Source organism: Pseudonocardia thermophila (assembly GCF_900142365.1).
GTDB classification, from domain to species: domain Bacteria; phylum Actinomycetota; class Actinomycetes; order Mycobacteriales; family Pseudonocardiaceae; genus Pseudonocardia; species Pseudonocardia thermophila.
Window position 1 is genome coordinate 186347 of the sequence record NZ_FRAP01000008.1, and the last position, 13262, is coordinate 199608.

Sequence of the window (13262 nt, forward strand, 5' to 3'; positions counted from 1 at the left end):
GCAGCGACAACACGACGGCCGGTGCGCGGGATGCGCACCGGCCGTCGATCCCTAGCCGGTTCCGGTCAGCGCTGGGGTCTGCGCCCGGCAACCACCGAGCGGGCAGAGCCCCGCGGGGGCCAGCGCCGTCCGCGGTGCTTGCGCGCTCACGCGGGCGAACGGCCACTGCCCGGCGAAGCGCTGCAGGTACCAGAAGAGGAACAGGTAGTCCGGTTGGGCGGGGTCGGTGACGAAGACCTTCTCCCCGGGTAGATCCGCGATCCATCCGGTGAAGGCGATCATCGCCGGCGCGGGTGGGCGACTGCCGCGGCGGGTGGTGAGCCAGTCCTCGGCCCGGCGCCGCCACTGTTGGAGGGCGTCGGGGTGGAGTCCGGCACCGGGCAGCTCCCGTACGTTCACGGTGAACGCACCGAGCGCCTCCCCGTCCGCCGTGTGCGCGACGGAGACGACGCTGAGCAGCGAGTGCGGTCCGGGTATCGGCCCGTCGACGTGGATGTGGCTGGTCACGTACGACGCTGCGGGCGCAGGTTCAGCAGATGCTGCGGGGGGCATTGACGGATCCTTCGTCGCCGGTGGTGATGGGGACGTGTTCACGACGCGGCGTGGCCAGCGTGGTGAACGGATCCGCGGCGCGGTCCAAGCGAGATTTGCCGCGTGGCGGAGCGCCGGGCCCCGTGGACGAATACACACGGGTGGTGCACTGCTCGAGTCCGCTATGCACTTGTCCAGCACGGCGCGGGCTCCGCAGCGGAAACCCAGGCGAGCGCACCGTAGTCGGCAGCGCCGACGATCGTCAACGCCGGAGTCGATCGCGGCCCGGGCGCACGATTCGCGTGCCGACCGCGGGACTCGCGGGGACGGACGCGCGACACGCCCGACCGGACGCGGGACTCGCGCGACGAAACGCGAGACTCGCCGCCCGGCGAGGCTGGACCCGTTCAGTCCGTCAGCGCCGCCAGCGCCACGTTCGCCAGCACCCGCACGCCGACGGGCAAGGCGCGCTCATCCAGGTCGAACGTCGGCTGGTGGATGTCCTTCATCGGGGCACCCTCACCAGGCCAGACCCCCAGGCGCGCCATGGCGCCGGGGACCTGCTCCAAGTACCACGCGAAGTCCTCACCACCGCTGGACTGCTCCGTACCCGTGCTGGCGTCGGGGCCGAGGATCGCCACGGCGGCGTCGGCGAGCATCCGGGCGCTGCGCTCGTCGTTCACGACGGGCGGGACGCCGCGGGTGTAGCTCAGCTCGTACCCCACGCCGTACGGCGCGAGCACGGTCTCGACGATCGCGCGGACGCGGCCCTCCAGCTCGCCCCACGTGTGCCGGTCCGCGGTGCGCAGGGTGCCGCGCAGGACACCGCGCTGGGGGATCGCGTTCGGCGCCTCCCCGGCCTGCACCGCACCCCAGACGAGGACGGTGCCGGAGCGCGGGTCGACCTGGCGGGTGAGCAGCAGGGGCAGCTGAGTGATCAGCGAGCCGACGGCCTCGACGAGGTCGGCGGTCAGGTGCGGGCGGGCGGTGTGGCCGCCGGGCGAGGTCAGCGCGACCTCGACGATGTCGCACGCGGAGGTGATCGGCCCGACCCGGGTGCCGAGCTTGCCGACCTCCAGCCGCGGGTCGCAGTGCAGCGCGAAGATGCGCTCGACGCCCTCGAGGGCGCCGTCGGCGACCATGTCGATGGCGCCGCCGGGCTGCACCTCCTCGGCCGGCTGGAAGATCAGCCGGACACGCCCGGGCAGGGCGGGCGCGGACGCCAGCGCGAGGCCGGCGCCCAGCAGCATGGCGGTGTGCGCGTCGTGTCCACAGGCGTGCATCACGTCGGGGACGGTCGACGCGAACGGAAGACCGGTGGCCTCCTGGAGGGGCAGCGCGTCGAGGTCGGCGCGGAGCGCGACGCAGCGGTCGCCGTAGCCGACGTCGCAGACGAGACCGGTGCCGCCCGGGAGGGTGCGCGGTTCGAGTCCGGCCGCCATCAGCTCGCGGGCGACGAGTGCGGTGGTGCGGTGCTCGGCGCGGCCGAGTTCGGGGTGGGCGTGCACGGTGCGCCGCCATGCGACGACGTCGTCGCGGTGCGCCGACAGCCACGCGTCGAGCCACGCCGGGCCACTGCCTTCGCCCAGATCGGTCACGGAGGCAGCCCCAGGTACGGCGAGGTCGGTGTGCGCGTCGAGCAAGGTCACCGATCCCCACCCCTCGTGGCGGGCACTGCTGTGCTGTCGTGCATTGGCCCATGGTGCTCACCCGGACGGCGGTGTTCCAAACCGAAAGGGCCCCTCGCGAGTGTTTCCTCGCCAAGGGGTGGCTGATCTGCTGCGGACGGGCGGCCCCGCCACGACGAGCGGCGGGTGCGTGCAACGTGACCCCCGTCACCGACCGTTCGTCGCGCGCTTGACCGGCCTTCCGGGGGCCGACAGCGTTCGGTGATCGGTGGCTGGTCAGAATGGGTGGCGTGGCGCAGAGTGCCCAGGGCGAAGGGGAGCGGCGGATCGGCGGTCGTTACCGCCTGTCCACGCAGCTGGGCAGCGGCGCCATGGGCACTGTCTGGGCGGGTTACGACGAGGTGCTGCAGCGCCGGGTCGCGGTCAAGGAGCTGAAGGTCCCGCCCGGGGTGCCGGCGCAAGAGGCGCTCGACATGCGCGAGCGCATCATGCGCGAGGCCCGCGCCCTCGGCGGCCTGTCGCACCCCAACGTCATCACCGTCTACGACGTGGTCGACGTCGACGGAGAACCGCTCGTCGTCATGGAGCTGGTGCCCTCGCGCAACCTCGCCGAACTGATCAGCCTGCAGGGCGCCCTCAACGCGCAGCAGGCCGCGGTCGTCGGGTTCGCGACGGCCGGCGGGCTGCGCGCCGCGCACAAGGCCGGCATCACCCACCGCGACGTGAAGCCGGGAAACGTCCTGATCGGCGACGACGGCCGCATCAAGCTCACCGACTTCGGCATCGCCCGCAACGTGGCCGACGCACCGATGACCAGCGCGGGCCTGGTGCTGGGCTCCCCTGCCTACATCGCGCCGGAAGTCGCGGCCGGCCAGCAGGTCACGCCGGCCGCCGACCTGTGGGGGCTGGGCGCAACCCTGTTCGCCGCGATCGAGGGTCGCCCGCCCTACGACGTGCACGGCGACCCGGTCAAGACGATCACCGAGGTCGTCGACGGCGAAGTGCCCCGCCCGCGCGGCTCCGGCCCGGTGCAGGACGTCATCGCCGCGCTGATGGTGAAGGACCCGGCCGAGCGACTCCCGCTGGACCAGGTCCGGGCCCGGCTGCGGCCGCTGATCGACGACCCGGACGACCCGTCGTTCCCGGGCTCACCGGACTCCCCGACGCTGGCCTCGGCGATCACGCTGCCCACCCCGCCGGCCCGCCCGGCGCCCGCCCCGCGCGCGGTCACCGCGTCGCAGGCCGCCCCGCTGGCCGCTGCATCGGCTGCGCCGCTCGCCCCCGATCCCGGCCCACTGCCCGCACCGCTGGCCGCCTCCCCCGGGCCACTGCCCGAGGGCTTCAGCACGTCCGGCACCTCGAGGTCGCTGCTCGCGACCAGCTCCGAGCCGTCGCTGGCCCGCTCGATCGGCCTGGTGCTCGCCGGGGCGCTGGTGCTGCTGGCCGGGGTGGCCGTCGGCTGGTCGGCCGTCCGCGTGGCCGGCGGCCAGTCCGCGCTCACCACCCTCAACGTCACGCTGGCCGACACGCCCACCACACAGCACCGCGACGCCTACGGGTTCACCGTGCCGGTGCCGACCGGCTGGACGCAGTACCGCGACGAGCCGGCCGACCAGGCGCCCACCATCACCTTCGTCTCCCCCGACGGCAGCGAGGCGCTGGCCGTCTCGACCGCGCCGGACATGGCGGTCGCCCGCACCGCTCCCGGCGCGCAGGACGCCGTGCTGACCACCGTCGACAGCCGGCCGGGCGCCGTGGAGATGACGTGGTCGGACGACTCGCGCACCGCGTGGCGGCGGATCGTGCCCTCCGGCGAGGAGGGCCAGAAGGCGTTCTGGACGATCACTCTGACCGTCCCGGAAGCCGCAGCGGGCTCGGCGTCGAAGGCGCTGTTCGACAAGCTGGCCGACGGCTTCGTGCCTGCCTAGGCTGCCCGGCATGAGCGCTCCCGATCCGGCCGCGGCCGCCCGCGCCGCCGCCACCGCGATCGCCGAGGCCACCGGGATCGACCGGCACGACGTCGCGGTCGTGCTCGGTTCGGGATGGCGGCCGGCGGCGGACGAGATCGGCGCCGCCGAGCACGAGCTGGCGATGGCCGACCTCCCCGGGTTCCTGCCCCCGTCCGTGGCTGGACACGGCGGCACGATCCGCTCCGTGAAGGCGGGCGAGCGCCGGGTGCTCGTCCTGCTGGGCCGCACGCACCTCTACGAGGGCCACGGCGTGGAGCCCGTCGTGCACGGCGTCCGCACCGCCGCGGCGGCGGGATGCCGCACCGTCGTCCTGACGAACGCAGCCGGCGGGCTGCGGGAGGGCATGGCGGTCGGCGATCCCGTGCTGATCTGCGACCACCTCAACCTCACGAGCCGGTCGCCGCTGGTCGGGCCGCGGTTCACCGACCTCACCGACCTCTACTCCCCCGCGCTGCGCCGCGCCGCCCGCGAGATCGACCCGTCGCTGACCGAGGGCGTGTACGCGGGGCTGCCCGGCCCGCACTTCGAGACGCCGGCGGAGATCCGCATGCTGCGCGGGCTGGGCGCGGATCTCGTCGGGATGTCGACGGTGCTCGAGGCGATCGCGGCCCGCGCCGAGGGCCTCGAGGTGCTCGGGTTGTCGCTGGTCACGAACCTCGCGGCGGGCATGACCGGCGAGCCGCTCAACCACGAGGAGGTCCTGGCCGCCGGCGCGGCCGCGGCGGGCCGGATGGGCGCCCTGCTGCGCGAGCTGGTCACCCGGTCATGACGTTCACGCCGGCGCTGCGCGACGCCGCGATGCGCTGGATCGCCGACGACCCCGATCCGGCGACCCGCGATGAGCTGACGAAGGTGCTGGCCGCGGCCATGGCGAAGGCCCCGGGTGCCGCCGAGGAGCTGGCCGACCGCATGTCCGCGCCGCTGAAGTTCGGCACCGCTGGGCTGCGCGGGATCGTCCGCGCCGGACCGGCCGGGATGAACGTCGCCGTCGTTCGCCGCGCCACCGCGGGGCTCGCGGCCTGGCTCGCCCGCGACGGGCAACGCGGCACGGTGGTCGTCGGCCGCGACGCCCGGCACGGCTCGGCGGCGTTCGCCGAGGCCACCGCCGGGGTGCTCACCGCGGCCGGGTTCGACGTGCGGGTGCTGCCCGAACCGCTGCCCACCCCGCTGCTGGCGTTCGCGGTGCAGCACCTGGGCGCGGCGGCCGGGGTGCAGATCACCGCGTCGCACAATCCGCCCGCCGACAACGGCTACAAGGTCTACCTCGCCGACGGCGCGCAGCTCGCGCCGCCCGTCGACGCCGAGATCGAGGCGGCCATCACCGCGGCGCCGCCCGCGCTGTCCGTGCCGGTCGCCCCCGGCGCGACCACCGTCGACGTCACCGAGGCCTACCTCGATCGGGTCGCCCGGCTGCCCCGCGGCACCGCCCGGGAGCTGCGGATCGCGCTCACCCCGCTGCACGGCGTGGGCGGGGCGACCGCAGTGGCCGCGCTCGCCAGAGCCGGGTTCACCGACGTGCGCGTGGTGGCGAGCCAGGCCGAACCGGATCCCGACTTCCCGACCGTCGCGTTCCCCAACCCCGAGGAACCCGGCGCCACCGACGAACTGCTGGCGCTCGCCGCGCAGATCGACGCGGACCTGGCGATCGCGCTGGATCCGGACGCCGACCGGTGCGCGCTGGGTGTGCCGACGCCGGACGGCTGGCGGATGCTCACCGGCGACGAGACCGGCGCACTCCTCGGCGATCACCTGCTGCGCACCGGCTCGTACCGGGATCCGCTGGTGGTCACCACGGTGGTGTCGTCGTCGATGCTGTCGCGGATCGCCGCCGCTCACGGCGCCCGCTACGCCGAGACGCTCACCGGGTTCAAGTGGATCGTCCGCGGTGGTCCCGGCCTCGTCTACGGCTACGAGGAGGCGCTGGGCTACTGCGTCGATCCCGACGCGGTGCGCGACAAGGACGGCATGGCCGCCGCCGTCGTCGCCGCCGACCTAGCCGCCGCGCTGAAGGCGGACGGCCGCACTCTGCTGGACCGGCTCGACGAGCTCGCGATCGCGCACGGCGTGCACCTGACCGCGGGGGTGTCGCTGCGCATGGAGCCCGCCGTCCGCGACGCTGCGGTGGCCCGGCTGCAGTCGTCCCCGCCCGCCGGCTGGACGGCGGAGCGGCCCGCCCCCGACGTCCTGCGGCTGCACCGGCCGGGCGCGCGGCTGGTGATCCGCCCGTCGGGCACCGAGCCGAAGCTGAAGGCGTACCTGCAGATCGTCGAGCCGGTTCCGGACGCGGCCGGGCTCGCCGCCGCCCGTGGCGCGGCGACGGCCCGGCTGGAGGCGCTGCGCGCCGAGGTCCGAGGCCTGCTCGAAGGCTAGTGCCGGGCGGAGAGGTACCGGACGATCTCCCGCTCCCACATCCGCGCGATGAGCGCGTAGCCAGACGCGTTGGGGTGCAGCCCGTCGGCGACGTCGCCCCTGGCCAGCAGGTTCGAGGTGTCGACGAACGTGACCGGGCGGCCCTGCCGACGCAGATCGTCGACGAGGGCGGACGCCTTCACGGTGAACTCGGCCTTCGCCGGCTGCTTCGTCGTCATCGGCGCCCACACGCCGGCGACCACGACGTACGGATCGGGCCGGTCGTCCTCGGCGTCCCAGATCGCGCGGAGGAGCGTGCGCAGCCGGGCCGCGACCTCGGCGCCGCGCGCGCCGCGGAGCAGGTCGTTCGTACCGACGTGCAGCAGCACGACGTCGGGATGGGTGCTGCGGATCCACCGGGGCACCGACGGGAGGATCTCGGGGATGGTCGTGCCGCCGTGGCCCTCGTGGTCGCGGTCGCGCATCCACGCCGGACCCTGCTTCTGGGTGCCGACGAAGTCGTAGGGGATGCGCCGGTCGAGGAGCAGGCGCTCCAGGTAGCCGCGGTAACCACCGGTCTCCGGGCTGCGCGCCCCGGCCGTGCTGGACGCGCCCAGCGGCATGATCCGCAGCGGGCGGTCGTCGGTCCCGGTCTGCCCGGCCAGCGGCACCGGCGTCGGCGGTGCGGGAACCGGCTCGGCGCAGACCCAGCTGGTCATCAGGACCGCGGCGCAGGCGGTCCAGACGACGGCGCGTACGATCCAGCCCAGCCGAGCCCGCCTGGCATGCTCACCACCGTGGCCCGTCTCCTCATCGTGCACCACACGCCCTCCCCAGCAACGGCCGAGCTCCTGGACGCAGTGGTGCGCGGGGCGAGCGACCCCGACGTCACCGGTGTGGAGATCGTCCGCCGGCCCGCTCTTGTTTCTACCGCAACTGATCTCCTTTCGGCAGATGCTGTCGTGCTGGGGACCCCGGCGAACATCGGTTACATGTCGGGTGCGCTGAAGCACTGGTTCGACACGATCTACTACGTGTGCGCCGACGAGAAGCGCGGACTGCCGTACGGGCTGTGGGTCCACGGCAACCTCGACGTCCGCGGCGCCGTCGACTCGGTCACCACGATCGCGGAGGGGCTCGGCTGGCAGCAGGTCGCCGAACCGGTCGACGTGCTCGGCACCCCCGACAAGGCCGCCCGCGACCGCTGCTACGAGCTCGGCGCCGTCGTCGCGGCGACGATCGCCCCAGGCTGAGCGAAGGGCCCTGCCACGAGGGAATAGGGTGCGTTGATGGCCCGGGCGAAGGTCCACGACGGCGCGCTGCGGGACCGCCTCCTGCGCAGCGCGGGCGAGATCGTGTCGACCGGCGGCGTCGACGCGCTCTCGCTCCGCATGCTCGCCCGCACCTGCGACACGTCGACCACCGCGGTGTACGCCCTGTTCGGCGGCAAGGACGGCCTGGTCACGGCGTTGTTCGACGAGGCGTTCGCCGAGCTCGCGCGCCGGCTGGCCGCCGTGCCGCGCGGGGTCGACCCGCTGGACGACGTCGTGCGGGTCGGACTGGCGTACCGGTCCGCCGCGCTGGCCGAGCCGCACCTGTTCGCGCTGATGTTCGGCGGCCGCACCGGGCTGCCGCCCGCCGTGGCGGCGCGGACGGCGACGGGCACCGCACTGGGTCCGTTGCGGATGGCGGTGCAGCGCGCGATCGACGAGGGCGCGCTGCGCGCGGACACCGACCCGGCGCACGCGTCGATCACCCTGTGGACGACCGTGCACGGCTGGGTGACGCTCCAGCTGCTCGGGTACCTGCCGCCGGGGACCGATGCCCGGCTGGAGTCCGCTCTGTGGGCGGTTCTGGAGGGATGGCGAGCGCAGTGAGGAATCCTGCAGCGAGGAATGCGGCAGCGAGGAACTCCGCAGCGGGGAGTTCGTCGGTGGGGAGTTCGTCGGTGGGGACGTCGTCGACGAGGGTGCACGCCTTCGCCGACGACCCGCTCGGCGACCACGACGCCGTCGGGCTGGCCGCCGAGCTGCGCCGCGGAACCGTGTCGGTCGCAGAGGTCCGCGCCGCGGTGGCCGAGCGCCTCGCCCGGGTGGACCCCACCCTGCGCGCCGTCCAGCTCGAGCGCATCGCCGAACCCGCCACCGGATCCCCCGATGGCCCGTTCGCCGGTGTACCCACGTTCATCAAGGACAACACCGACGTCCGGGGCTGGCCCACCGGCAACGGCTCGGCCTCCTACGTCCCGCGGCCCGCACCCGCGCACGCAGCCGTCACCCAGCAGATCCTCAGCACCGGGCTCGACGCCGTGGGCAAGTCACGCATGCCGGAGTTCGGGTTCAACGCGAGCACCGAGTTCGCCGCCGCGGAACCGACCGTCAACCCGTGGAACCCGCGTCACTCCTGCGGCGCCTCGTCCGGCGGCGCGGCCGCACTCGTCGCGGCGGGCGTGGTGCCGATCGCGCACGCGAACGACGGCGGCGGTTCGATCCGCATCCCCGCCGCAGCGTGCGGCCTCGTCGGGCTCAAGCCCGGCCGCGGCCGCACCGCGCCGAGCGCCAACGGGTCCCGGATGCCGATCAACCTCGTCGCCGACGGGGTGGTGAGCCGGACCGTGCGCGACACCGCGGTGTTCCTCGCCGCCGCCGATCGTCAGCGGCGCGCTCCCCACCTACCCCCGCTGGGTCTGGTCGAGGGCCCGGCCGACAGGCGGCTGCGCGTCGGTCTGGTGCTCACCTCCCCCACCGGCGCGGTCGTGGACGCCGACACCCGGGCCGTCGTGGAGGACACCGCGCGGACGCTGGAGAAGCTCGGCCACGAGGTCACCCCGGCCTCGATCGACCTGGATCCGCGGTTCGTCGACGACTTCGTCGACTACTGGGGACTGCTCGCCGCCACGGTCGCGGCCGGGGGCCGCTTCGCGTTCGGCCGCACGTTCCGGGCCTCCGCGCTCGACCCGTTCACCCGCGGTCTGGTCGACCGCTACAAGCGGGCGGCTCCGCGCACGCCGGCGATCCTGCGCAGGCTCCGCCGGGTGCGCCACGACTACGCCCGCCTGTTCACCCGGCACGACGTGCTGCTCTCCCCCGTCCTCGCCCACGTCCCGCCGGAGCTCGGTCGGCTCAGCCCCACGGTCCCGTTCGACGAGCTGCTGCAGCGGCTGCTCGGCTACGTCGCGTTCACGCCGCTGAACAACATCGCCGGCGCGCCCGGGATCTCCTTGCCGGGCGGGCTGTCGAGCACCGGGCTGCCGATCGGTGTGCACCTGTCGGCCGCGCACGGCGACGAGCGGACGCTGCTGGAGCTGGCATACGCGCTGGAGGCCGAGCGACCGTGGCCGCGGATCCAGGACCTGAGTCACGCAGCAGCTCACACGGCGCCGAACTGACGGTCTCCCGCGTCCCCGAGGCCGGGGACGATGTAGGCGGAGTCGTTGAGCCGCTCGTCGACGCTGGACGTGATCACGCGGACGGGCAGTCCGCTCTGCTCCAGGTGCGCGATGCCCTCCGGCGCGGCCAGCACGCAGATCGCCGTCACGTCGGTGGCGCCGCGATCGGTGAGCAGCCGGATCGTGTGCGCCATCGAGCCGCCGGTGGCCAGCATCGGGTCGAGCACGAACACCGGGCGGCCCTCCAGCGACTCCGGCAGCGACTCCATGTACGGCGTCGGCTTGAGCGTCGCCTCGTTGCGGGCGAGCCCGACGAACCCCATCTGCGCCTCCGGCATGAGCGCCTGCGCGGCGTCGACCATGCCCAGCCCGGCCCGCAGCACCGGCACGAGCAGCGGCGGGTTCGCCAGCCGGTAGCCGATCGTCCGGGCGATCGGGGTGTGCAGCGGCGCCGACACCAGAGGCGCGTCCCGGGTCGCCTCGTAGATCAGCATCAGGGTCAGATCGCGCAGCGCGGCCCGGAAGGCGGCGTTGTCCGTCCGCGCGTCGCGCATCGTGGACAGACGGGCCTTCGCGAGCGGGTGATCGACGACGCGGACGTCCATGACGCGAACCGTAGATGACCGCCACCCGGCGGTGTGCTCCAGAGCACGTGTCGTACATCGCGCTCCGCTGCGCGCCCGCGCCGGACCGCCGGGCGGCGCAACTTCCGCGAGTTCGGCTAACGGGCGTGACGAAGGCCTCGACGACCGAGCGTGCGGCTCCCCGACCGCACGAAAGACCTTGCCCGGCTCCCCGAACCGGGCAGACGGACATCGGAAGGACTCCCGTGAACTCAGCGTTGCGTCGTGGGCTCGTCACCGTCGCCGTCTCCGGTGGCTTCGTCCTCCTCGGCACCGGCATCGCCCACGCCGACCCGGTGAAAGCCCCGGCCCCGGCGAAGGGCCCCGAGAACTCCAGCACGCAGGACGGCACGGCACCGAAGCCGAAACCCGTTGAGAAGGGCGGCCCCGTGAACGGTGCCGACATCGCCTCGACAGGGCTCCCGGGCGGCCCGGGCGGCCCTGGGAACGGCAACCACGGACCGGGCAACAACAACCACCCCGGCAACCCCAACACCGGACCCGGCAACAACAACCACCCCGGCAACCCCAACACCGGACCCGGCAACAACAACCACCCCGGCAACCCCAACACCGGACCCGGCAACAACAACCACCCCGGCAACCCCAACACCGGACCCGGCAACAACAACCACCCCGGCAACCCCAACACCGGACCCGGCAACAACAACCACCCCGGCAACCCCAACACCGGACCCGGCAACAACAACCACCCCGGCAACCCCAACACCGGACCCGGCAACAACAACCACCCCGGCGGCCCGAACCACGGCGGTCCCAACCACGGAGGCTGGTCCGGGGGCGACCGCGATCGTGGGCCTCGCGGTGACCACCGTGACCGGACCGGGAACGGCACCGTCCACGACCGCGACGGACGGGATCGGGTCCACGACGGGCGCGACCGTGACTGCGCTCGCAGCGGACCCGCACGCTCCGGTGACCGGGACGACGACCACCGCGGGCATCACCACCTACGGGACGACCGGCGCGACGATCGCCGTGACGACCGGCGGGACGGGCACCACCACGACGGTCGCAACGACCGCGTCGGCCACCGGCACCACGGACACGACCACGACGGTCGGCACCACCGCCACGACGCCGGGGACGACCGGCGCCACGACGGCCGGCACCGCCATGACCACCACGGTCACCACCACCGGCACGACCACGGCGCTCGGCACCACCGCCACGACACCCGGGACGACCGGCGCCACGACGGCCGGCACCGCCATGACCACCACGGTCACCACCACCGGCACGACCACGGCGCTCGGCACCACCGCCACGACACCCGGGACGACCGGCGCCACGACGGCCGCCTGAACCACCGGCACGGGGACCACCGCGGCGACCACCGCAACGGCGACCACCGTCGGGAAGACCACCGCAAGGACGGTCCGCGTCGGGATAACCGCCCTGCGCCTCAGCTGCCCAACCAGGCGCAGCTGAACGCCGATTTCCTCGAGCAGCTCATCCGGCGAATCCTGGACGAGCTCTTCGGCCAGAACGGGCCTCGCGTGCCCCAGTCGCGCTCCCTGGCGTGATCTGAACGAGGCCCGCCGAAGCGCATTCCCGACCCGCCCCGCTGCGACCGCGGGGCGGGTCACCTCCCGTCTGGGCTTGATTCGACCCGGCGCTGCCCCGGAGCCCCGCCAGGGGCGCTGCCCCTGGACCCGTCCAGACCCCGACGCAGAGGTGGGCAGCCCCCGGGCCGACGGTGGAGCTCTCGCTCCACCCAACTCCCCACGTGCTGACCACACAACTCCAAGACGTTCACCGAATCACACGGCAAACCGGCGAAACAGGCGCGGATCCCGGATTCAGCACACCAGAAACCGTCAGTGGCGGCCTCTACAGTCCAGATATGAACGCGAGCCGGGCCACCACCTGGCCCGCCCGCACCAGAACCGCACTGAACACCAGCACCCGCACCCACATCGACACGCAGATCTCCCGAAGCACCACCGACCCCGCCGACATCGCGAAAGTCGTCACAGTCACCATCGAACACACCCGCAAAGTCGCGCCCGCCGAAGCCGACAAACAGATACAAACAGATACAGACAGATACAGACAGATACAGACCACCCGGAGGCTGCACACCGGACGCGACCACATCCACTCCGTCTTCTCGGCGGGGACGATCGACCTCGCACGAATGCAGGTGATCACCGACGCCACCGAACACATCTCGGACTCTGAGCACCCTCAGCTCGACGCACGGCTCACCCAGGCGCCGTCGAACCCCCGGTCGCACTGCTCGCCAACGGCGAAAGCCAGAAAACCATCCGGCGCCTCATCACCACAGACGGCGTCACATCGGCGGCGAAACCCGCAGCCACGGATTCCACGGCCCCCTCGCCACCACCATCACAGCCCCCGACGACGGCCACTGCACCGCCCCCTACCGCGACACCCCGATCCACCACATCGATCACCGCGTCCGCCACAGCGACGACGGACCAACCGAACAGGGCGCCGCCGATCGGTTGACGCGGCGTGGGTGCTGGATGGCGGGTGGTGCGGACCGCAGGGGTACTGCGGCGGGGGTCGGGGCTCGTGGCGTTCGTGGTCATCGAGCGGAGTTCTGCGCGGCCGCTCGTGCGGCAGGAAACTCTGTGGGCGGGCGCGCAGCTGCGTGCCAATCTCAACGACGTGCTGCACAGCGGGACGCACGGCGGCCACCGTCCCGGTGATCGCCGGCGAGCCGGCGCGGGGCGCTCGACGACGGGTACTCGGCAGCGCTGGTGGTGCCGGTCGCAGCCGTCGC

At 73.5% G+C, this 13262-nt stretch carries 13 protein-coding genes; 6 read left to right on the forward strand and 7 right to left on the reverse strand.

The window, feature by feature from the left end:
• Positions 1-51: 51 nt before the first annotated feature.
• On the reverse strand, positions 52-552 hold the full coding sequence (locus BUE41_RS12790) for a hypothetical protein (protein ID WP_073457279.1): 501 nt from the start codon (positions 550-552) through the stop codon (positions 52-54).
• 386 nt (positions 553-938) lie between these two features.
• Positions 939-2180, reverse strand: a complete 1242-nt coding sequence (locus tag BUE41_RS12795; protein ID WP_073457280.1) for a M20 family metallopeptidase — start codon at positions 2178-2180, stop codon at positions 939-941.
• A gap of 269 nt (positions 2181-2449) precedes the next feature.
• Between BUE41_RS12795 and BUE41_RS12800 the strand changes: the two genes are divergently transcribed.
• The 3 genes from BUE41_RS12800 to BUE41_RS12810 are packed head-to-tail and all read left to right on the forward strand — an operon-like array spanning position 2450 to position 6499.
• Positions 2450-4087, forward strand: a complete 1638-nt coding sequence (locus BUE41_RS12800) for a serine/threonine-protein kinase (protein ID WP_234997211.1) — start codon at positions 2450-2452, stop codon at positions 4085-4087.
• A gap of 10 nt (positions 4088-4097) precedes the next feature.
• Positions 4098-4898, forward strand: a complete 801-nt coding sequence (locus tag BUE41_RS12805; RefSeq protein ID WP_073457282.1) for a purine-nucleoside phosphorylase — start codon at positions 4098-4100, stop codon at positions 4896-4898.
• Positions 4895-6499, forward strand: coding sequence for a phospho-sugar mutase (locus tag BUE41_RS12810; RefSeq protein ID WP_073457283.1), 1605 nt, complete (start codon positions 4895-4897; stop codon positions 6497-6499). Before BUE41_RS12805 ends, BUE41_RS12810 begins: the two co-directional genes overlap by 4 nt.
• On the opposite strand, the gene BUE41_RS12815 is transcribed toward BUE41_RS12810, so the two are convergent.
• Positions 6496-7197, reverse strand: coding sequence for a GDSL-type esterase/lipase family protein (locus BUE41_RS12815; RefSeq protein WP_073457284.1), 702 nt, complete (start codon positions 7195-7197; stop codon positions 6496-6498). The two genes, BUE41_RS12810 and BUE41_RS12815, sit on opposite strands and share 4 nt — an antisense overlap.
• A 78-nt stretch (positions 7198-7275) precedes the next feature.
• On the opposite strand from BUE41_RS12815, the gene BUE41_RS12820 reads away from it, so the two are divergent.
• The 3 genes from BUE41_RS12820 (at position 7276) to BUE41_RS12830 (ending at position 9866) form a co-directional block, all read left to right on the forward strand.
• On the forward strand, positions 7276-7731 hold the full coding sequence (locus tag BUE41_RS12820; protein ID WP_073457330.1) for a flavodoxin family protein: 456 nt from the start codon (positions 7276-7278) through the stop codon (positions 7729-7731).
• Between the two features lie 36 nt (positions 7732-7767).
• Positions 7768-8355, forward strand: coding sequence for a TetR/AcrR family transcriptional regulator (locus BUE41_RS12825; RefSeq protein WP_073457285.1), 588 nt, complete (start codon positions 7768-7770; stop codon positions 8353-8355).
• Between the two features lie 71 nt (positions 8356-8426).
• Positions 8427-9866, forward strand: a complete 1440-nt coding sequence (locus tag BUE41_RS12830; RefSeq protein ID WP_073457286.1) for an amidase — start codon at positions 8427-8429, stop codon at positions 9864-9866.
• Here BUE41_RS12830 and upp read toward each other — a convergent pair.
• From upp to BUE41_RS30760, 4 genes are all read right to left on the reverse strand, one after another.
• The gene (upp, locus tag BUE41_RS12835) at positions 9848-10471 is read right to left on the reverse strand and encodes a uracil phosphoribosyltransferase (protein WP_073457287.1); all 624 of its coding nucleotides are present in this window, start codon (positions 10469-10471) and stop codon (positions 9848-9850) included. The two genes, BUE41_RS12830 and upp, sit on opposite strands and share 19 nt — an antisense overlap.
• A 230-nt stretch (positions 10472-10701) precedes the next feature.
• Complete coding sequence (locus BUE41_RS30170) at positions 10702-11445, reverse strand: hypothetical protein (protein ID WP_143172117.1); 744 nt, start codon at positions 11443-11445, stop codon at positions 10702-10704.
• 15 nt (positions 11446-11460) lie between these two features.
• A complete protein-coding gene (locus BUE41_RS30755) occupies positions 11461-11877 on the reverse strand; it encodes a hypothetical protein (protein WP_073457288.1) in 417 nt (138 codons plus the stop codon).
• Between the two features lie 466 nt (positions 11878-12343).
• Entirely contained in the window at positions 12344-12487 is a 144-nt protein-coding gene (locus BUE41_RS30760; protein ID WP_159444902.1) for a hypothetical protein, read from the reverse strand.
• Positions 12488-13262: the final 775 nt, after the last annotated feature.

Excerpts from the sequence above, each read along its gene's own strand:
- BUE41_RS12790 (WP_073457279.1), bottom strand. The coding sequence starts at position 552 with ATGCCCCCCGCAGCATCTGCTGAACCTGCGCCCGCAGCGTCGTACGTG.
- BUE41_RS12805 (WP_073457282.1), top strand. The coding sequence starts at position 4,098 with ATGAGCGCTCCCGATCCGGCCGCGGCCGCCCGCGCCGCCGCCACCGCG.
- BUE41_RS12810 (WP_073457283.1), top strand. The coding sequence starts at position 4,895 with ATGACGTTCACGCCGGCGCTGCGCGACGCCGCGATGCGCTGGATCGCC.
- BUE41_RS12815 (WP_073457284.1), bottom strand. The coding sequence starts at position 7,197 with ATGACCAGCTGGGTCTGCGCCGAGCCGGTTCCCGCACCGCCGACGCCG.
- BUE41_RS12825 (WP_073457285.1), top strand. The coding sequence starts at position 7,768 with ATGGCCCGGGCGAAGGTCCACGACGGCGCGCTGCGGGACCGCCTCCTG.
- upp (WP_073457287.1), bottom strand. The coding sequence starts at position 10,471 with ATGGACGTCCGCGTCGTCGATCACCCGCTCGCGAAGGCCCGTCTGTCC.